This is a genomic window from Haemophilus influenzae (assembly GCF_001457655.1).
GTDB lineage: Bacteria > Pseudomonadota > Gammaproteobacteria > Enterobacterales > Pasteurellaceae > Haemophilus > Haemophilus influenzae.
The window spans coordinates 347171-366323 of record NZ_LN831035.1; the positions used below are offsets into that span (position 1 = coordinate 347171).

Below are 19153 nucleotides of genomic sequence, written 5' to 3' on the forward strand. Positions count from 1 at the left end.
AACTAAGGTGCAATTATGAGCGAAAAATATGTGGTAACTTGGGATATGTTTCAAATGCATGCCCGAAAATTATCAGAACGTTTACTTCCAGCTTCTCAATGGAAAGGTATTATTGCGGTGAGTCGCGGTGGTTTATTTCCAGCGGCTGTATTGGCTCGTGAATTGGGTCTTCGTCATATTGAAACCGTTTGTATCGCAAGTTATCACGATCATAACAACCAGGGAGAACTACAAGTTCTTCATGCAGCCCAAGTGCCAAATGGTGGCGAAGGATTTATCGTGGTAGATGATTTAGTTGATACGGGTAATACTGCGCGTGCGATTCGTCAAATGTACCCTAATGCAAAATTTGTCACTGTATTTGCAAAACCTGCAGGTGCGGAATTAGTGGATGATTACGTAATTGATATTCCACAAAATACTTGGATTGAGCAACCTTGGGATTTAGGTTTAACCTTTGTTCCACCTCTCTCTAGAAAATAATTTTTATACAGATACAGAATAAAAGAGCGGTCAAAATAAAAGAAGTTTTGACCGCTCTTTTTGTATGAGAATTAATTTATAAATTATTCTTCATCTTCTTTTGCCCATTCTAATGAGCGTTTAACTGCTTTTTTCCAGCCTTTGTAGCGACGTTCACGTTTTTCATTGTCGCTGTCTGGGCTGAAAGTGCGTTCTACACGGGCTTTATCGCGAAGCTCGTCTAAATCTTTCCAGAAGCCTGTTGCTAAACCAGCAAGATAAGCTGCACCTAGAGCGGTCACTTCTTTCACAACTGGGCGCTCTACATTTACATCTAAAATGTCAGCTTGGAATTGCATTAAGAAGTTATTGTTTGTCGCACCACCATCTACACGGAGATATTGTAATCGTTCACCCGAATCTGATTGCATAGCCTCTAAGACATCACGGGTTTGGTAAGCAATAGATTGTAAGGTTGCTCGAACAATATGATTACAGTTTGCACCGCGAGAAAGACCAAAAATCGCACCGCGCGCATATGGATCCCAATATGGTGCACCTAAGCCTGTGAAAGCTGGAACAACATATACGCCATTACTATCAGTCACTTTTTGTGCAAAGTATTCAGAGTCAAAACTATCGTGAACAGTTTTGAGTTCATCACGGAGCCATTGGATTGATGCACCCGCGATAAATACTGAACCTTCTAAGGCATATTCTGGTTCGCCTTTTGCATTACAAGCAATGGTTGTGAGTAGTCCATTTTTGGATGTAATAGCTTTGTTACCCGTGTGGAGTAACATAAAGCAACCTGTGCCGTAAGTGTTTTTGGCTTGGCCTGCATGTACGCAAAGATGTCCGTAAAGAGCGGCTTGTTGGTCACCAGCAATCCCTGCAACAGGAATACGCACACCACCTTTACCACCGATATTGGTTTGGCCGTAAATTTCAGAAGAATTACGTACTTCAGGTAATATTGAACGAGGAATATTCAAGATTTCAAGCATCTTGTCATCCCATTGTTTAGTATGGATGTTAAATAACATGGTACGAGATGCGTTGGTATAATCGGTTACGTGCACTCGGCCTTGAGTCAATTTCCATACAAGCCAAGTATCAACGGTACCAAATAATAATTCGCCTCGTTCAGCTTTTTCTCGTGCGCCTTCAACGTTATCCAAAATCCATTTTACTTTTGTACCAGAGAAGTAAGGGTCAACCACTAAGCCTGTGGTATTACGAATATATTCTTCATGGCCATCGGCTTTTAATTTATCGGTAATGTCTGCAGTACGGCGGCATTGCCAAACGATCGCGTTGTAAACAGGTGTACCGGTTGATTTTTCCCATACAATGGTGGTTTCACGTTGGTTGGTGATACCGATAGCAGCGATTTCATCAGATGTAATGCCCGCTTTTGCAACGACTTCGTTTAAGGTTGAGCTTTGAGTTGCCCAAATTTCCATTGGGTTATGTTCTACCCAACCAGCTCGAGGGTAGATTTGGGTAAATTCACGTTGTGCAATTTCAACCACATTCGCATTATGATCTAATAATACTGCGCGAGAGCTTGTTGTGCCTTGGTCTAATGCAATGATGTATTTTTTGTCTGTCATAGTATTACTCCTTCAAATAATTATTCGCAGCCGCAATTACAAGGTAAATTGCCGCCAATTGCTTTTTTGTATAACCATGCACCAGCTAATGCGCCTAAAACAGGTGCAACCATTGGAACGATAAAATAAGGGATTTCGCGTCCGCCAGTTAAAGCGAGTTCGCCCCAGCCAGCGAGATAAGCAAAGAATTTTGGTCCGAAGTCACGTGCTGGATTCATGGCAAAACCAGTTAATGGTCCCATAGCACCACCAATAACGGCTATCAAGATACCGATTAATAATGGGGCAAGCGGACCACGAGGTACTCCGTTTCCATCGTCAGTTAATGCCATAATTAATGCCATAAGAATTGCAGTAATCACGAATTCCACAGCAAAGGCGCCACCAATGCTTAAACTTGGATGAGGATAAGTGGAGAATGTACCCGCAAGGCTTAAACTTTCTTGTGTACCACGAACAATATTGTGGACTGTTTCATAATCGATAAAAACATTGCGGTATAAGGCATAAACTAATGCGGCAGCAAAGAATGCGCCGAGCATTTGTGAAATGATGTAAGGAATTACTTTTTTGCCATCAAAGCAAGCAAATTTCCAAAGGGCAATGGTTACTGCAGGGTTTAAATGTGCGCCAGATAAACCCGCTGTTGCATATACTGCAAGTGCAACGCCCATCCCCCACATAATGCTGATTTCCCACAAGCCAAAACTAGCGCCTGCTACTTTTAGTGCTGCAACGCAGCCCACACCAAAGAAAATCAATAAGGCTGTACCTAAAAACTCGCCAATACAGTTCGCTTTTAATGATTTATCCATAGATCACTCCTTAGAAGTGCGGTTGAAATGAAGAGTGTTTTCCCTAAGTAAAGGGAAGAGAATTTATTAAAAAAGAATACGGAGTGTTTTGAAATAGCCTCCTTATTTGAATTCTAGGTTAGAACACCTAGATTGATTATGATGTTACTCTGTTAGAGTAGATTTTTAGTTTCTACGATATAGAAACCTAGTTAACCGTGGGTATGTTTACCCACGGTTGTGAGGGATATTATTTTATTCCTTTTAAGAATTCCACGCCAGTATCTGGGAAATCAGTAAATACACCTGTTGCCCCTGATTTATTCAATAAGGCATCATACATTTGATTTACGTCTGTGAAAAACTCGGGCAGTGCATCTTTACGCACGGTGTAAGGATGCACTTCCACATTATATTGTGCAAGTTCTTTTACCAACGGAGTGTACACAATATTATCAGGTTTGGATTCTTCTTTATTAACTAACATATACCAACCTGGGCCAACACCATCGGCATATTTAACCACTTCTGCCATTGCACCAGGTTTAAACATCCAATCGTAATTATAGTTTACCCAATAACCCTTTGGGTCTTTTTCTTGTGTTTCTTTCCAATCTGTATAAGCAATTAATTGAACTAATTTCAAATCCATTCCCATTTGTGGAAGTAATTCCGTTTTGATACGTTTTAATTCATTAAAATCGAAAGTTTGTAAGTAAACCATATCGGTTTTCTTATCATAGCCATATTTTTTTAACACTTTGAGCGTTTCAGCAGCAATATCTTTACCATTTTGATGGTGGAACCAAGGTGCTTTGATTTCTGGATAAATCCCTACTTTTTTGCCAGTGGATTTTTCTAAGCCTTGGATAAATTCAATTTCATCTTCAAAGGTATGAATTCTAAAATGTGATTTCCAAAGAGGGAAACGATTAGGATAAACTTGCGCTTGTTTGCCATCTTTGGTTTCAAAGTTTTCTGTCATTTCTAAACTTTGAATTTCTTTTAAGGTAAAGTCGATGACATAGTAACGGCCATCTTTACGATGACGATGTGGGAATTTTTTCGCAACATCAGTCAAGCCATCTAAAAAGTGATCGTGAATAACCACTAAACGACCATCCTTAGTCATTGCTAAATCTTGCTCTAAATAATCAGCCTGTTGTGCAAACGCAAGTGCTTTAGATTCTAACGTATGCTCTGGTAAATAACCGCTAGCACCACGGTGAGCAATAATGATTTTGTCTGATTTCATTTGGGTATTCGCCATATTTGATGAATGGCTGCTACAACCTGCTAGTACGCCAGCTGCTAATAAAGAAAGGGCTAAAGTTTTAAGTTTCATAAGTATTTTCTCCTTAAGAGTGCGGTAAATTTTTATAGAGTTTTTAGATTTTAGTTACAAAAAAGGCGACTAAGCAATTTGCCCACCGCCTTTTTTAAGCTAATTATTTAGTACCGTAAGTATCGCCTAATTTCGCTTTGTGTTTTCCTTCTTCAACCATTACGATTAAGAGTAATAACACCGCTAATACGCCACCGCCGATCATTACGTAGAAACCACCGTCCCATCCGTAATGTTGAGCTGCCCAACCAATAACTGCTGAAGCTGATACAGTACCACCTAAGTAACCGAATAAACCAGTGAAACCTGCTGCAGTACCTGCTGCTTTTTTCGGTGCAAGCTCAAGAGCATGTAAACCGATTAACATTACAGGACCGTAGATTAAGAAACCGATTAAGGTCATTAATACGAAATCAGTTAATTGATATGGGTTTTCATACCAAGCTGAGTAGTTTGCAAGCTCTGCTTCTGGTGTAGCTGGGTTCATCCAGTACGCAACAACCGCTGCAGTGGTTAAGATCATAAAGATGAAACCAGTTAAACCACGTTTACCTTTAAACACTTTATCTGATACCCAACCACATAATAATGTACCTGGAACCGCTGCTAATTCATAGATTGTGTATGCCCATGCAGTACCTTTGATGTTGAAGTGTTTCACTTCACTCAAGTAAACTGGAGACCATTTTAATACACCGTAGCGGATTAAATAGACGAACACATTAGCAATCGCGATATACCATAACAATTTGTTTTTTAATACATAAGTTACGAAGATTTCTTTTGCAGTTAAATCGTTTTCGTAAGTTTTTTCGTTATAGTCATCTGGGTAGTCATTACGCCATTTTTCGATTGATGGTAAACCACAAGATTGTGGAGTATCACGCATCACGAAGTACACAGGAATTGCAAAGATCATCGCAGCAATACCAGGGAAGTATAATGATTGTTGCCAAACATCTTTCGCCTGCGCTTCAATACCGTGAGTACTGAAGAAAATTGCACTAGCTAATAACACCATTGCACCAGGCACCATACCACCGATATTATGTGCCGTATTCCAAATTGACACGATAGTACCGCGTTCAGATTTAGACCACCAATGCACCATAGTACGACCACATGGAGGCCAACCCATACCTTGGAACCAACCATTTAAGAAGATCATTACCCACATAATGGCAATGCCTGAAGTTGCCCATGGGAATAAACCCATTAAGGTCATACATAAACCAGAGAGCAATAAACCAAATGGTAAGAATACACGAGGGTTAGAACGGTCAGACATACCTGCCATAACGAATTTTGATAAACCGTAAGCAAGACCAGCCGCTGAGCCGATAACACCTAATTCCGCTTTTGAGTACAAGCCAGCTTGAATTAAACCAGGTTGTGCTAAGTCAAAGTTTGCACGCACAAAATAATATGCAGCATAACCGAAGAAGATCCCTGCAAACACTTGCCAACGTAAGCGTTTATACGTGGAATCAATTTTTTCCGCTGGAAGTTCCGCAATATGCGGAGCGGGTTTGAATGGTCCAAACATAATTTTTTCTCCAACTTTTTAATTATGTGTCATCTAAATTTACCCTTTTGAAACAGTAAGGGATTTGCGAATCATAAAAGAAAATAAAAAAATAAGAAAGTAAAAAAAATCAAAAATGTGAAGTGTTTCACAAATCTTTACACCGTTTGAGCGAATGCGAAAATTATTGTGATCAATATCACAAAATCGCTTTCTTTTACACTCAAAATGTTGTTAATTTTGCCGCACTTCTCTACAATGATTACACTTTTTATATTATTTTTTCTTACATTTTGGGAATCGGGGGTAAACAATGGGATTATCGCCTAGTATCTATAAAGATGTTGGAGATCTTTCGTCACTTAGCACTGATGTGATCATTATCGGTGGTGGCGCAACAGGAGCAGGTATTGTGCGCGATTGCGCACTTCGTGGCATTGATTGTATTTTATTGGAACGTCGAGATATTGCGACAGGAGCCACAGGACGTAACCACGGATTATTACACAGTGGTGCACGTTACGCCGTGAACGACCAAGAATCTGCTGAAGAATGTATTAAAGAAAACCGCATTTTGCGCAAAATTGCGCGTCATTGCGTAGATGAAACGGAAGGCTTATTTATCACTTTGCCTGAAGATTCGCTCGACTATCAAAAAACCTTCCTTGAGAGCTGTGCAAAATCTGGAATTGATGCACAAGCTATTGATCCTGATTTAGCTAAAATTATGGAGCCTTCTGTAAACCCTGATTTAGTGGGCGCTGTTGTTGTGCCAGATGGTTCTATTGACCCATTCCGTTTAACCGCCTCTAATATGATGGACGCCACAGAAAACGGCGCAAAAATGTTCACTTATTGCGAAGTAAAAAATTTGATTCGTGAAGGTGGAAAAGTGATTGGCGTGAATGTGTACGATCACAAAAATCGCAGAGAACGCCAATTTTTTGCACCGCTTGTTGTAAATGCTGGTGGTATTTGGGGACAAGGGATTGCGGAATATGCCGATCTCAAAATTAAAATGTTCCCTGCAAAAGGCGCATTACTCGTAATGGGTCATCGCATTAATAAACTTGTAATTAACCGCTGCCGTAAACCTGCTGATGCGGATATTCTCGTCCCTGGCGATACAATTTGTGTGATCGGAACAACATCTAGCCGCATTCCTTATGATCAAATTGATAATATGGAAGTAACACCAGAGGAAGTGGATATTCTTTTCCGTGAAGGTGAAAAACTCGCACCTAGCTTGCGTCATACTCGCGTATTACGTGCTTATGCTGGGGTGCGACCATTAGTTGCAAGCGATGATGATCCATCAGGTCGAAATGTGAGTCGTGGTATCGTGCTACTTGACCACGCAGAACGTGATGGCTTAGATGGCTTTATTACTATCACTGGCGGTAAGTTAATGACTTATCGTTTAATGGCTGAATGGGCGACTGACCTTGTTTGTAAAAAACTCAATAAAACGGCACGTTGTGTGACTGCAGAGCAACCTTTGCCAGGCTCTACTGAAAGTCGTCAAGAGACCAATCAAAAAGTCATTTCATTACCAAGTACTATTCGTTATTCTGCCGTATATCGTCACGGTTCACGGGCTACTCGTTTGCTTGAAAAAGAACGTTTAGATCGTTCAATGGTTTGCGAATGTGAAGCGGTAACAGCGGGGGAAGTTCGTTACGCTATTGATGAACTGGATGTAAATAATCTCGTCGATTTACGTCGTCGCTCCCGAGTTGGAATGGGAACTTGTCAAGCTGAACTCTGTGCGTGTCGTGCCGCAGGACTAATGAATCGTTTTGAAGTGGCAACACCACGTCAATCAACTACTCAACTTTCCGCCTTTATGGAAGAACGCTGGCGTGGTATTGAACCGATTGCTTGGGGGGAAGCTATTCGCGAAGCCGAATTTACCTCTTGGATGTATGGTAGTGTATTAGGTTTAAATGATGTGAAACCGCTTGATGAACAAGCACAACAAGGGACGGATAGCAATGAATTTTGATGTAGCCATTATTGGCGGTGGTTTGGCGGGTTTAACCTGTGGCATCGCCCTTCAACAATGCGGCAAACGTTGCGTGATTATCAACAACGGTCAAGCGGCCATTGATTTTGCATCTGGCTCTTTAGATTTATTAAGCCGTATGCCATCAACGACATATGGGGAAAATCGCGCAGTAGAAAATTTAAAAGAAAATATTACCGCACTTCGCAATGAATTACCTGCCCACCCTTATAGTTTATTGGGTGCAGAGAAAGTGCTTGCTAAAGCACAAGATTTTGAACGTTTAGCCAATGAATTAAATCTTGATTTAATTGGTTCTACGGAAAAAAATCACTGGCGTGTAACAGGCTTAGGCAGTTTACGCGGTGCGTGGCTTTCGCCAAATAGCGTGCCAACTGTGCAAGGTAATGAACCTTTTCCGCATAAACGTATTGCAGTGCTTGGTATTGAAGGTTATCACGATTTTCAACCTCAACTTTTAGCGGCAAATTTAGTGTTAAACCCACAATTTGAACATTGTGAAGTAACGAGTGGTTTCTTAAATATTCCACAATTAGATGAACTTCGCAAAAATGCTCGTGAGTTCCGTAGTGTAAATATCTCTCAACTTCTAGAGCACAAACTTGCGTTCAATGATCTTGTTAAAGAAATCATTGAATCAGCACAAGGTGCAGAAGCGGTCTTTTTACCTGCTTGCTTTGGTTTAGAAAACCAAGAATTTATGACCGCACTTCGTGATGCAACTAAACTTGCATTATTTGAATTACCAACACTGCCACCATCATTACTTGGTATGCGCCAACGTATTCAATTACGTCATAAATTTGAATCCCTTGGTGGTTTAATGATTAATGGCGACAGTGCATTGAGCGCAACATTTGAAGGAAATCAAGTACTTTGTATCAACACTCGCTTGCTCGAAGATGAAGAAATTACTGCAGATAATTTTGTATTGGCGTCAGGAAGTTTCTTCAGCAAAGGGCTTATTTCCGAATTTGATAAAATTTATGAGCCAGTTTTTGAATCCGATATTATCGGTGTTGAAGGGTTTAACGATAAAGATCGTTTCACTTGGACTGCTCATCGCTTTGCTCATCCACAACCTTATCAATCAGCAGGCGTAGCGATTAATGCCCTGTGCCAAGTGAAAAAGTGCGGTCAATATTTAACGAATTTATATGCCGTCGGTAATGTGATTGGTGGTTTTAATGCCCTTGAGCTTGGTTGTGGTTCGGGTGTCGCAGTTGTAACTGCCTTGGCGGTTGCTGATGAAATCTTGGCGAAATAAGGGGGAATAATATGGATAATAATATTCAACGACTCATTGATAGTGCAAAACAATCCCTTAATTCGCCTGAAAGCTATAAATATATTGATGAAAGTTTTGAAAGCTGTATTAAATGTACTGCTTGTACTGCTGTTTGTCCTGTTTCACGTAATAATCCGCTTTATCCAGGGCCAAAACAATCAGGGCCTGATGGCGAGCGTTTACGCTTAAAATCTGCTGAACTTTATGATGAAGCACTTAAATATTGCACTAACTGTAAACGTTGTGAAGTGGCTTGTCCGTCTGATGTGAAAATTGGCGATTTAATTGTACGTGCACGTAATAATCACTTAGCGCAGTCTAAAAAACCGTTAATGAATAAATTGCGTGATGCGATTTTAAGTAACACAGATGTAATGGGGAAAATCAATACTCCACTTGCCCCCATTGTGAACACCATTACGGGTCTGAAAGCCACCAGATTTATGTTGGAAAAAACCCTTAATATCAGTAAGAAACGTACTTTACCTAAATATGCGTTTGGTACGTTCCGTAGCTGGTATATGAAAAATGCGTTACAAGACCAACAAAAATTTGAGCGAAAAGTAGCATATTTCCACGGTTGTTATGTTAATTATAATAATCCACAGCTTGGCAAAGAATTCCTTAAAGTGTTCAATGCGATGAACATTGGGGTAATGTTATTAGAAAAAGAAAAATGCTGTGGCTTACCATTAATGGTAAACGGTTTTCCTAATCGCGCTCGTAATATTGCACAATTCAATACCGATTACATTGGAAAAATGGTAGATGAAAATGGAATAGATGTGATTAGTGAGGCATCAAGTTGTTCACTTAATCTGCGTGACGAATACCATCATATTTTAGGTATCGATAACGCCAAAGTCCGTCCGCATATCCATATGGTAACCCCATTTTTATATCAGCTTTTCAAAGAGGGTAAAACATTACCGTTGAAACCACTTAAACTTAGAGTGGCTTATCACACTGCCTGTCACGTAGATAAAGCAGGTTGGGCACCTTATACTTTGGAAGTGTTGAAAAAAATTCCGGGTTTAGAAATCATTATGTTACCTAGCCAATGCTGTGGTATTGCAGGGACTTACGGTTTTAAATCAGAAAACTATGAAATTTCACAATCTATTGGTAAAAATCTATTCGATAATATTAACGAGGGTGGATTTGATTACGTTATATCTGAATGTCAAACCTGTAAATGGCAAATTGATATGTCATCTAACGTGACTTGTATTCATCCATTAACTTTACTTTGTATGTCGATGAATGCTTAAATAAGAAAAATGCATGTTGTAATTAACGTGCATTTTTATGATTAATTTTATCTATGAAAAAACCGACTTTATATTGATAAAGTCGGTTTTTAATTCAGTTCAATTTAACATTAACCTGCGACTGCGATACGTTTCATATCTGTCATATAACCACGTAATTCTTGACCGATTAATTCAACAGGGTGGTTGCGAATTGCATCGTTTACATCGCGTAAGGTAATGTTATCGACTTCCACTGCTGGAGTTGGCTCGCCCAAATCGCCTTTTTGAAGGTTAGGGATAATTTCTTTTGCAAGAATTGGGGTCGCTACGTTAGAGAATAAATAGTTACCATATTCTGCAGTATCAGAAATTACCACGTTCATTTCGTATAAGCGTTTACGTGCGATAGTGTTCGCAATTAATGGCAATTCGTGAAGTGATTCGTAGTAAGCTGATTCTTCATAAATACCGCTTGCAACCATTGCTTCAAAAGCTAATTCCACGCCCGCTTTCACCATTGCGATCATTAATACACCATTATCAAAATATTCTTGTTCGCTAATTTTGCCATCATATTTTGGCGCATTTTCAAAGGCTGTTTTACCTGTTGCTTCACGCCATGCGAATAAATCTTTGTCGCCATTTGCCCAGTCTGCCATCATTGTTGCAGAGAAGTGACCGCTAATGATGTCATCCATGTGTTTGTAATATAAGAAACCAAGGCTTTCTTTGATTTGTTCAGCTAGTTCAAATGCACGTAATTTTGCACTGTTTGACAAGCGATCCATCATTAATGTGATACCGCCTTGTTTTAATGCCTCGGTAATGGTTTCCCAACCGTATTGGATTAATTTACCTGCGTATGCAGGATCTTTACCATCTGCCACTAATTTGTCATAACATACGATAGAACCTGCTTGTAACATACCGCAAAGGATAGTTTGCTCACCCATTAAGTCAGATTTTACTTCTGCCACGAATGAAGATTCTAAAACACCTGCTTTATGACCGCCAGTTGCAGCAGCCCATGCTTTTGCGATCGCCATGCCTTCGCCTTTCGGGTCATTTTCAGGGTGAACCGCAATTAATGTTGGCACGCCGAAACCACGTTTGTATTCTTCACGTACTTCAGTACCTGGACATTTTGGTGCAACCATCACAACCGTAATATCTTTACGGATTTCTTCTCCAACTTCAACAATGTTGAAACCGTGTGAATAACCAAATGCAGAGTCTTTTTTCATTAAAGGCATGACATCGGCAACTACTTTAGAGTGTTGTTTGTCTGGTGTTAAGTTTACGACTAAATCTGCAGTTGGGATTAATTCTTCATAAGTACCCACTTTAAAACCATTTTCGGTTGCACGTTGGAATGACGCACGTTTTTCAGCAATTGCTTCAGGGCGTAAGGCATAGCTAATATCTAAGCCAGAATCACGCATATTCAAACCTTGGTTTAAACCTTGCGCACCACAGCCCACGATAACGATTTTTTTGCCTTTTAAGAAGTTTGCTTCATCTGCAAATTCTTCGCGATCCATAAAACGACAACGACCTAATTGGTCTAATTTTTGACGTAAATTTAATGTGTTGAAATAGTTAGCCATTTTGTTGTCCTTAATTGTGTAAGGTTGATAATTGTATGATGTTGTGTTTGCATATTTTTGTTGTGGGTGGGATTATAAAGTTTTTTGTGGTTGCGTAAAGTGATATTATGGGAATGTAATGTTGCGATTTGTGCAATTATGTTGTTTTTTTGTGGATTGCATCGTATTTCGCTCGATGAGCGACCTACTTTCTTTTACTCGTGTAAAAGAAAGTAGGCAAAGAAAACACGCCCCAATTAAATCGCAGCTCTTTGCTTTGTTTCAATTTTCTTAACGGCAATTTGCTGAACTCGCTACGCTCAAACAAACGCAAATTGCCTGAAAATTGAAAGTCGCAAAGGCGATTTATATGGGGCTCAGAATATATCAGAGCGTTATTAAAAAGTGCGGTTAGTTTTCTGGTATTTTTTTAAATACGCTAAATTTTACCCGCACTTTAAATTGAAGAAAGAACAAATTAGTTCCCTTCTTTGCCGCCTGAGAAATTGGAAACTTGTAGGAAATTTTCGTCTGTTTGAGCGTAGCGAGTTCAGAAAATTTCCGTTAAGCAAGTTTTCAATTTCTCAGGAAATAAGGCAAAGCAGGGCGTGTTTTCTTTTTGCCTACTTTTGCTTTGCATGAGCAAAGAAAAAGTAGGTCGCCATCGGCGAAACCCGAAATTAAATAAAATAAAAGAAGAAATTATGGAATTTACCGACCTACAAATATTCATCCACCTCAGTGATACAAAAAACTTCGCCAAAACTGCCACCCAAAACCACATGTCTCCCTCTACCCTTTCCCGTCAAATTCAACGATTGGAAGACGAGTTAGGGAAGACACTTTTTATCCGTGATAATCGCCAAGTCAAACTTACTGAATATGGCGAGAAATTTTTGCAATTTGCTAAAACAGAATGGCAAAACTGGCAACAATTTAAACAACAACTGAAAGATAAATCCGATGAATTTTGCGGTGAAATTAAACTTTTTTGTTCTGTAACCGCATCTTATAGCCATCTTCCTCACGTACTTAAAGAATTTCGCCAGCGTTATCCTAAAGTGGAAATTCAACTGACTACGGGTGATCCAGCGTTAGCACTAGAATTAATTCAAGCGCAACAAGTCGATCTCGCGCTTGCGGGGAAACCAAATAATCTGCCTTCTAGTGTAGTGTTTCATAAAATAGATGATATTAGTTTGTCCCTAATTGCCCCGCGAGTGGCTTGTTTGGCGACACAATTATTGCAAGAAAAACCTATTGATTGGCAGCAAATGCCTTTTATTTTTCCCGTTGAAGGTCACGCACGGCAGCGAATTGAACAATGGTTAAGGGAGAAACAAATTAAACACCCGAAAATTTATGCTACTGTTGCAGGACACGAAGGAATTGTGCCAATGGTGGGATTAGGATTTGGATTAGCAATGTTGCCTGATGCAGTAATTGACAGCAGCCCAATGAATAACCAAATTTCCAGACTTAATCTTGATAAACCTATTGAGCCTTTTGAATTAGGTATTTGCACCCAAAAAAGAAATCTCGAACAGCCCCTAGTCCGTGCATTTTGGGCGATGTTAGAATAGAATAAATAATGGTTTAAAATAAGGATTTCTTATGTTTAAAGGTATTCTCGTTTCATTATTAGCCTCGTTTTTATTTGGCTATATGTATTATTTTTCTACGTTACTAAAACCTTTGAGTGGCACAGATATTTTCGGTTATCGGATGATATTTACTTTTCCTTTTGTCCTGTTGTCCGTCACATTATTTAAACAAAAAGCAGCTTTAATTGAACGTTTAAAACGCATTCAAAAACGACCGCACTTAGCATTGTCATATTTACTTTGCGGATTATTAATGGGTTTTCAAATGTGGCTTTTTCTTTGGGCACCGAATAATGGCAGTTCATTAAGTGTATCTTTTGGTTATTTACTTTTACCAATTGTAATGGTGGCGGCAGGTCGCGTGTTTTTTAAAGAACGCATTTCAACATTCAAATTTATTGCCGTTATCATTGCAACATTAGGCGTAATTTCTAATATTGTGCTAAAAGGCGGTCTTTCTTGGGAAGCCATTGTTATCTGTTTAGGTTACACCGCATATTTTTCTATCCGAAAAGCATTAAAAAATACCGATCTTGCCTCCTTTTGTTTAGAAATGTTAAGCCTTATGCCTGTCAGTATTTATTTTGCTTTACAAACAGATTTCGCGACAGTACAACAAACCAATCCGTTTATTTGGGGGCTGCTTGTATTACTAGGATTAATCAGCGGTACTGCGTTAATTGCCTATGTAATAGCCAGTAATATGCTTCCTATGAATTTACTCGGTCTGCTTGGCTATGTTGAAACTATTATGATGCTATGCGTATCATTTTTGATCGGAGAACAAATTGATAGCGGAAGCTACCCACTTTTTATTTGTTTAGTTATCGCGATGATTCTTGTTATGGTTGATGGCGTTTACAAACAACACGCAAAAGGAAGTTTATAAATGTCATTTAAAGAAATAACTCCACAGCAAGCTTGGGAAATGATGCAACAAGGCGCAATATTAGTCGATATTCGAGATAATATGCGCTTTGCTTATTCACATCCTAAAGGTGCTTTTCATTTAACAAACCAAAGTTTTTTGCAATTTGAAGAACTAGCAGATTTTGATTCGCCTATTATTGTGAGTTGTTATCACGGCGTGAGCAGTCGAAATGTAGCGACTTTTCTCGTGGAACAAGGCTATAAAAATGTATTTAGTATGATTGGCGGATTTGATGGATGGTGCAGAGCAGAATTGCCGATTGATACCACTTACTAACCCATTCATCAAAAATATAAGATATAAAAAAGTGCGGTAAAAATTTACCGCACTTTTGTTGTTATTCTAATTAACTGAAAATTAGTTTTTCGCTGCAGCTGCTGCTTTAACAATTACTGCAAATGCAGGGGCTTTTAATGATGCGCCACCCACTAATGCACCATCGATGTCTGGCTGAGTAAATAATTCAGCGGCATTTGCATCATTTACAGAACCGCCGTATTGAATAATTACTTGCTCTGCCACGGCTTGTGATTTCGCTGCGATGTGACCACGGATAAATGCATGAACGGCTTGTGCTTGTGCTGGAGTTGCAGATTTACCCGTGCCAATTGCCCAGATTGGTTCGTATGCGATCACTGCACCGTTGAATGCTTCTACGCCTAATGCATTGATGACTGCATCAATTTGACGCGCACATACTTCTTCTGTTTTGCCTGCTTCGTTTTCTGCTTCAGATTCACCAATACATAATACTGGCACTAAACCAGCTTCTTTTAATGCACCAAATTTTTTCGCCACAAATTCGTCGCTTTCTTTATGATAAGTGCGGCGTTCAGAGTGGCCAATAATGATATATTTTGCACCGAAATCTTTTAACATTTCGCTAGAAATATCACCAGTAAATGCACCTTTCACATTGATATCTACGTTTTGTGCACCTAATTGAATCACACTTTTACCGCCACAGCTGCAACCACAACCAGAAAGTGCTGCTTCAGCCGTACCTAAATACATAACGGGGGGGGCAATTGCTACATCACAACCTGTTACATCATGTAATTCCGCTTTTAATCCCTCGATTAATTCTTTCGTGAATGCTTTGCTACCGTTTAATTTCCAGTTACCCATAACTAAAGGACGACGTGCCATTTTTGTTTCTCCATAGTTGATAAAATTAACTTGCTTACTATACCAAAATTTCGCCCCTATTCTTTGCAGAAGATCATAAAATTAAAAAAATTCTCACAGAAAGATGATTATCTTGAGCTAAAAAGCTACAATTACCTGTATGGAACCAATAAAAAATAACCAATTATGAAACTTTTCAAAGCTGAACAATGGAATATTGAAGTGCTTCTTCCTCTTTTTGAAGCCTATCGCCAAGCCTATGGGCAAGCAGAGAATCCAGAACGTACCTTAGCTTTTTTAACTAATCGTATGCGTTTTAATGAAAGCCTGTTTTTTATTGCGGTGGATGAAAATGAAAAGGCTATTGGCTTTGTGCAGCTTTTCCCTCGCCTTTCTTCTTTACAATTGCAACGTTATTGGCAAATCACCGATATTTTTGTGTTGGAACATGCGCAACAAACAGAAATTTATGCGGCGTTGATTTCTAAAGCAAAAGACTTTGTGCATTTCACGCAATCCAATCGTTTAGTGGCAGAATTAGCGCAAAATCAATATTCAATGTTGGAATCGGAAGGGTTTAAATTGAACCCAAAAGAACGTTTATTTGAATTGAGTTTGTCATGCTAACAGCGTTAAATCGTTATTGGGATTATTTGCGGATTGAACGCCAAATGAGTCCTCACACAATCACTAATTATCAACATCAGCTTGATGCCACCATCAAAATCTTAGCGCAACAAGATATTCATTCTTGGACACAAGTGACGCCTAGCGTGGTGCGCTTTATTTTAGCGGAAAGCAAAAAACAAGGCTTAAAAGAAAAAAGCTTGGCTTTGCGTTTATCCGCATTACGTCGATTTCTCAGTTTTTTAGTGCAACAAGGCGAATTAAAAGTAAATCCTGCCACAGGCATTTCTGCACCGAAACAAGGCTGGCATTTACCGAAAAATATGGATGGCGAGCAAATTCAACAATTGCTTGCCAACGATAGCAAAGAACCTATTGATATTCGTGATCGTGCTATTTTGGAATTAATGTATAGTTCAGGTTTGCGTTTATCTGAATTACAAGGCTTAGATTTAAACAGCATTAATACCCGTGTGCGGGAAGTACGCGTTATTGGAAAAGGTAACAAAGAACGAGTTGTGCCGTTTGGACGTTATGCTTCGCATGCTATTCAAGAATGGTTAAAAGTGCGGGCATTATTTAACCCAAAAGATGAGGCATTATTTGTTAGCCAGCTTGGAAATCGTATTTCTCATCGAGCCATTCAAAAACGTTTAGAAACTTGGGGTATTCGTCAAGGCTTAAATAGCCATCTTAATCCGCACAAATTACGTCATTCTTTTGCGACGCATATGTTGGAAGCCAGTTCTGATTTACGCGCCGTGCAAGAATTGCTTGGGCATAGCAACCTTTCCACCACACAAATTTATACTCACTTAAATTTCCAACATCTAGCAGAAGTGTACGATCAGGCGCACCCAAGAGCGAAACGAAAAAAATAAAAGAGCGGTTAAAACAAAAGAAATTTTAACCGCACTTTTAATTAATATTAGATTACTTCGCAGGAATATCGGCAAGTACTCTTGTCAATAAATCCCAATAGGTTTGTACTGTTGCGATTTCCACTTTTTCATCTGGCGAGTGAGCATTTCGGATTGTTGGCCCAACAGAAATCATTTCAATGTGTGGATAATGTTCTTTTAAAAGACCACATTCTAATCCTGCGTGAATGACTTTCACTACAGGTTGCTCGCCTAGCACTTCAGCATAATGTTTGCGAGTAACGTCTAAGATAGTTGAGTCATTTACCGGTTGCCAGCCTGGATAAGGCGCAGAAAACTCGACTTTTGCATTTGCTAAGATTGCAAGTGAGCTAAGCATTTCAGTTACGTAATATTTACCGCTTTCAATTAATGAACGAATTAAAATGGTGCTTTTTACCGCGTTACCTTCTGTTTTCAATACGCCAACGCTTAATGAGCTTTCTACAACATTTTTAACTACATCACTATTGCGGATTACGCCGTTTGGCAATACGTTGAGTGCATTAATTACCGTTTGAGTACTTTGTGCTGTGAATACTGTTGCAGATTTTTCTACAAATTCTACAAAAAGTGTGAGATTAGGTTCGGCAATGGCTAATTCTTCTTTAAGCACAACCGCGAGATTTTCTACCGCACTTTCTATGGCTTTTACATCGCCATTAAAGGCTAATACAGCCACAGCTTCTCGAGGAATTGCATTACGAATTGAGCCACCACGAATTTCAGAGAGAGTAAAGTGCGGTTCATTTTGAGAGAGTTTTGCTAATACTCGCGCTAACACTTTAATTGCATTTGCACGTCCTGTATGAATATCAACACCAGAATGGCCGCCACGTAAACCTTTAAGGGTGATTTGTACACTATGCTCAAACGTATTGGTTTCATATTGAACTGGAATTTCAAAGTTTGCGTTAATGCCGCCCGCACAACCAATGTAAATTTCGCCAATTTCTTCGGTATCTGTATTGATTAAAATTTCAGATTGTAACCAGTTATGACGCAGGTCTTTCGCACCATCCATCCCCGTTTCTTCTGTCATTGTTAAAAGCACTTCAAGAGGTGGATGCGCTAAATCATTGCTTTCTAACACAGCTAGAGTAGAGGCTAAACCGATACCATTGTCAGATCCTAATGTTGTACCTCGCGCTTTCACCCATTCCCCATCAATATAAGGTTGAATAGGATCTTTGGTAAAATCATGTGGGTTGCCTTCATTAGCCTGTGGCACCATATCTAAGTGCGCTTGTAGCACAACAGGTGTGTGATTTTCCATTCCTTTCGTCGCAGGTTTACGAATGAGAACATTGCCTACTTCATCGCGTTCCACAAAAAAATGCTTTTCTTTCGCCCAATTTACAATAAAGTTAGCTAACGCATCTTCATAATGAGAAGGATGAGGGATTGCACAAATTTGATCAAACCATTTCCATAACAATGAGGGTTGAAGTGTTGTAATTTCAGACATAGTTGCTCCTTTTTACTGAAAAAATTTACGAAATAATAGCATAAAACGCCATTTCGGGTTATCCTTACGCAATTTTTTATTTCTCGATAAATTTAAACTAAGGTGCAATTATGAGCGAAAAATATGTGGTAACTTGGGATATGTTTCAAATGCATGCCCGCAAATTATCAGAACGTTTACTTCCAGCTTCCCAATGGAAAGGTATTATTGCGGTGAGTCGCGGTGGTTTGTTTCCAGCGGCTGTGTTGGCTAGAGAATTAGGTCTTCGCCATATTGAAACCGTTTGTATCGCAAGCTATCACGATCATAACAATCAGGGAGAACTACAAGTTCTGCATGCAGCCCAAGTGCCAAATGGCGGCGAAGGGTTTATCGTAGTAGATGATTTAGTTGATACGGGTAATACAGCGCGTGCGATTCGTCAAATGTACCCTAATGCAAAATTTGTCACTGTATTTGCAAAACCTGCAGGTGCAGAATTAGTAGATGACTATGTGATTGATATTCCACAAAATACTTGGATTGAGCAACCTTGGGATTTAGGTTTAACCTTTGTGCCACCTCTCTCTAGAAAATAATT

The 19153-nt window shown here is 39.4% G+C and carries 17 protein-coding genes; 10 read left to right on the forward strand and 7 right to left on the reverse strand.

Features of this window, described 5'->3' with window-relative positions; genetic code table 11:
• The first annotated feature begins 15 nt into the window (after positions 1-15).
• On the forward strand, positions 16-483 hold the full coding sequence (gene gpt / locus AT683_RS01685) for a xanthine phosphoribosyltransferase (RefSeq protein WP_005632242.1): 468 nt from the start codon (positions 16-18) through the stop codon (positions 481-483).
• 83 nt (positions 484-566) lie between these two features.
• Here the strand turns inward: gpt (AT683_RS01685) and glpK are convergent, their stop codons facing one another.
• From glpK to glpT, 4 genes are all read right to left on the reverse strand, one after another.
• Complete coding sequence (glpK, locus tag AT683_RS01690) at positions 567-2078, reverse strand: glycerol kinase GlpK (RefSeq protein WP_011272170.1); 1512 nt, start codon at positions 2076-2078, stop codon at positions 567-569.
• A 20-nt stretch (positions 2079-2098) separates the two neighbouring features.
• A complete protein-coding gene (locus AT683_RS01695) occupies positions 2099-2893 on the reverse strand; it encodes an MIP/aquaporin family protein (protein ID WP_005689987.1) in 795 nt (264 codons plus the stop codon).
• Positions 2894-3122: 229 nt separating this feature from the next.
• Positions 3123-4217: a glycerophosphodiester phosphodiesterase gene (gene glpQ, locus AT683_RS01700; protein ID WP_005661229.1), complete on the reverse strand. Its 1095-nt coding sequence runs from the start codon at positions 4215-4217 to the stop codon at positions 3123-3125.
• Positions 4218-4320: 103 nt separating this feature from the next.
• The gene (gene glpT, locus AT683_RS01705; RefSeq protein WP_005650782.1) at positions 4321-5763 is read right to left on the reverse strand and encodes a glycerol-3-phosphate transporter; all 1443 of its coding nucleotides are present in this window, start codon (positions 5761-5763) and stop codon (positions 4321-4323) included.
• A gap of 292 nt (positions 5764-6055) precedes the next feature.
• Between glpT and glpA the strand changes: the two genes are divergently transcribed.
• The 3 genes from glpA to glpC are packed head-to-tail and all read left to right on the forward strand — an operon-like array spanning position 6056 to position 10327.
• Positions 6056-7747 (forward strand): anaerobic glycerol-3-phosphate dehydrogenase subunit A, encoded by a 1692-nt coding sequence (glpA, locus tag AT683_RS01710; RefSeq protein ID WP_005658425.1) that lies wholly within the window; start codon positions 6056-6058, stop codon positions 7745-7747.
• A complete protein-coding gene (glpB, locus tag AT683_RS01715; RefSeq protein WP_005658424.1) occupies positions 7737-9035 on the forward strand; it encodes a glycerol-3-phosphate dehydrogenase subunit GlpB in 1299 nt (432 codons plus the stop codon). The genes glpA and glpB overlap by 11 nt, the downstream gene beginning before the upstream one ends.
• An 11-nt stretch (positions 9036-9046) precedes the next feature.
• On the forward strand, positions 9047-10327 hold the full coding sequence (gene glpC / locus AT683_RS01720; protein ID WP_005658423.1) for an anaerobic glycerol-3-phosphate dehydrogenase subunit GlpC: 1281 nt from the start codon (positions 9047-9049) through the stop codon (positions 10325-10327).
• A gap of 110 nt (positions 10328-10437) precedes the next feature.
• On the opposite strand, the gene ilvC is transcribed toward glpC, so the two are convergent.
• Positions 10438-11916 carry a ketol-acid reductoisomerase gene (ilvC, locus tag AT683_RS01725; protein ID WP_005671921.1) on the reverse strand — a complete coding sequence of 493 codons (1479 nt, stop codon included), beginning with the start codon at positions 11914-11916 and terminating at the stop codon, positions 10438-10440.
• Between the two features lie 683 nt (positions 11917-12599).
• Here ilvC and ilvY point away from each other — a divergent pair.
• From ilvY to glpE, 3 genes are read left to right on the forward strand one after another with little or no spacing between them, the layout of a single operon-like run.
• Positions 12600-13478: an HTH-type transcriptional activator IlvY gene (gene ilvY, locus AT683_RS01730; RefSeq protein ID WP_011272165.1), complete on the forward strand. Its 879-nt coding sequence runs from the start codon at positions 12600-12602 to the stop codon at positions 13476-13478.
• 31 nt (positions 13479-13509) lie between these two features.
• The gene (gene rarD, locus AT683_RS01735; protein WP_011272164.1) at positions 13510-14388 is read left to right on the forward strand and encodes an EamA family transporter RarD; all 879 of its coding nucleotides are present in this window, start codon (positions 13510-13512) and stop codon (positions 14386-14388) included.
• A complete protein-coding gene (glpE, locus tag AT683_RS01740; protein ID WP_005658417.1) occupies positions 14389-14706 on the forward strand; it encodes a thiosulfate sulfurtransferase GlpE in 318 nt (105 codons plus the stop codon). It abuts the gene before it with no gap.
• Between the two features lie 81 nt (positions 14707-14787).
• On the opposite strand, the gene tpiA is transcribed toward glpE, so the two are convergent.
• Positions 14788-15579: a triose-phosphate isomerase gene (tpiA, locus tag AT683_RS01745; protein ID WP_005650804.1), complete on the reverse strand. Its 792-nt coding sequence runs from the start codon at positions 15577-15579 to the stop codon at positions 14788-14790.
• A gap of 165 nt (positions 15580-15744) precedes the next feature.
• Between tpiA and AT683_RS01750 the strand changes: the two genes are divergently transcribed.
• Together AT683_RS01750 and xerC are read left to right on the forward strand one after the other, a co-directional pair.
• Positions 15745-16185 carry a GNAT family N-acetyltransferase gene (locus tag AT683_RS01750; protein WP_005655034.1) on the forward strand — a complete coding sequence of 147 codons (441 nt, stop codon included), beginning with the start codon at positions 15745-15747 and terminating at the stop codon, positions 16183-16185.
• Complete coding sequence (gene xerC, locus AT683_RS01755; RefSeq protein WP_011272163.1) at positions 16179-17066, forward strand: tyrosine recombinase XerC; 888 nt, start codon at positions 16179-16181, stop codon at positions 17064-17066. Before AT683_RS01750 ends, xerC begins: the two co-directional genes overlap by 7 nt.
• Before the next feature lie 52 nt (positions 17067-17118).
• Here xerC and pepD read toward each other — a convergent pair whose 3' ends face one another.
• On the reverse strand, positions 17119-18573 hold the full coding sequence (gene pepD, locus AT683_RS01760; protein WP_021034588.1) for an aminoacyl-histidine dipeptidase: 1455 nt from the start codon (positions 18571-18573) through the stop codon (positions 17119-17121).
• A gap of 110 nt (positions 18574-18683) precedes the next feature.
• Here pepD and gpt (AT683_RS01765) point away from each other — a divergent pair, with 110 nt between their 5' ends.
• Positions 18684-19151 (forward strand): xanthine phosphoribosyltransferase, encoded by a 468-nt coding sequence (gene gpt / locus AT683_RS01765; RefSeq protein WP_005632242.1) that lies wholly within the window; start codon positions 18684-18686, stop codon positions 19149-19151.
• Positions 19152-19153 lie beyond the last annotated feature (2 nt).

Coding starts and splice junctions, on each gene's coding strand:
- ilvY (WP_011272165.1), top strand. CDS start 12,600: ATGGAATTTACCGACCTACAAATATTCATCCACCTCAGTGATACAAAA.
- gpt (WP_005632242.1), top strand. CDS start 16: ATGAGCGAAAAATATGTGGTAACTTGGGATATGTTTCAAATGCATGCC.
- glpA (WP_005658425.1), top strand. CDS start 6,056: ATGGGATTATCGCCTAGTATCTATAAAGATGTTGGAGATCTTTCGTCA.
- AT683_RS01750 (WP_005655034.1), top strand. CDS start 15,745: ATGAAACTTTTCAAAGCTGAACAATGGAATATTGAAGTGCTTCTTCCT.
- gpt (WP_005632242.1), top strand. CDS start 18,684: ATGAGCGAAAAATATGTGGTAACTTGGGATATGTTTCAAATGCATGCC.
- glpB (WP_005658424.1), top strand. CDS start 7,737: ATGAATTTTGATGTAGCCATTATTGGCGGTGGTTTGGCGGGTTTAACC.
- AT683_RS01695 (WP_005689987.1), bottom strand. CDS start 2,893: ATGGATAAATCATTAAAAGCGAACTGTATTGGCGAGTTTTTAGGTACA.
- tpiA (WP_005650804.1), bottom strand. CDS start 15,579: ATGGCACGTCGTCCTTTAGTTATGGGTAACTGGAAATTAAACGGTAGC.
- glpE (WP_005658417.1), top strand. CDS start 14,389: ATGTCATTTAAAGAAATAACTCCACAGCAAGCTTGGGAAATGATGCAA.
- pepD (WP_021034588.1), bottom strand. CDS start 18,573: ATGTCTGAAATTACAACACTTCAACCCTCATTGTTATGGAAATGGTTT.
- glpT (WP_005650782.1), bottom strand. CDS start 5,763: ATGTTTGGACCATTCAAACCCGCTCCGCATATTGCGGAACTTCCAGCG.
- glpQ (WP_005661229.1), bottom strand. CDS start 4,217: ATGAAACTTAAAACTTTAGCCCTTTCTTTATTAGCAGCTGGCGTACTA.
- glpC (WP_005658423.1), top strand. CDS start 9,047: ATGGATAATAATATTCAACGACTCATTGATAGTGCAAAACAATCCCTT.
- ilvC (WP_005671921.1), bottom strand. CDS start 11,916: ATGGCTAACTATTTCAACACATTAAATTTACGTCAAAAATTAGACCAA.
- glpK (WP_011272170.1), bottom strand. CDS start 2,078: ATGACAGACAAAAAATACATCATTGCATTAGACCAAGGCACAACAAGC.
- rarD (WP_011272164.1), top strand. CDS start 13,510: ATGTTTAAAGGTATTCTCGTTTCATTATTAGCCTCGTTTTTATTTGGC.
- xerC (WP_011272163.1), top strand. CDS start 16,179: ATGCTAACAGCGTTAAATCGTTATTGGGATTATTTGCGGATTGAACGC.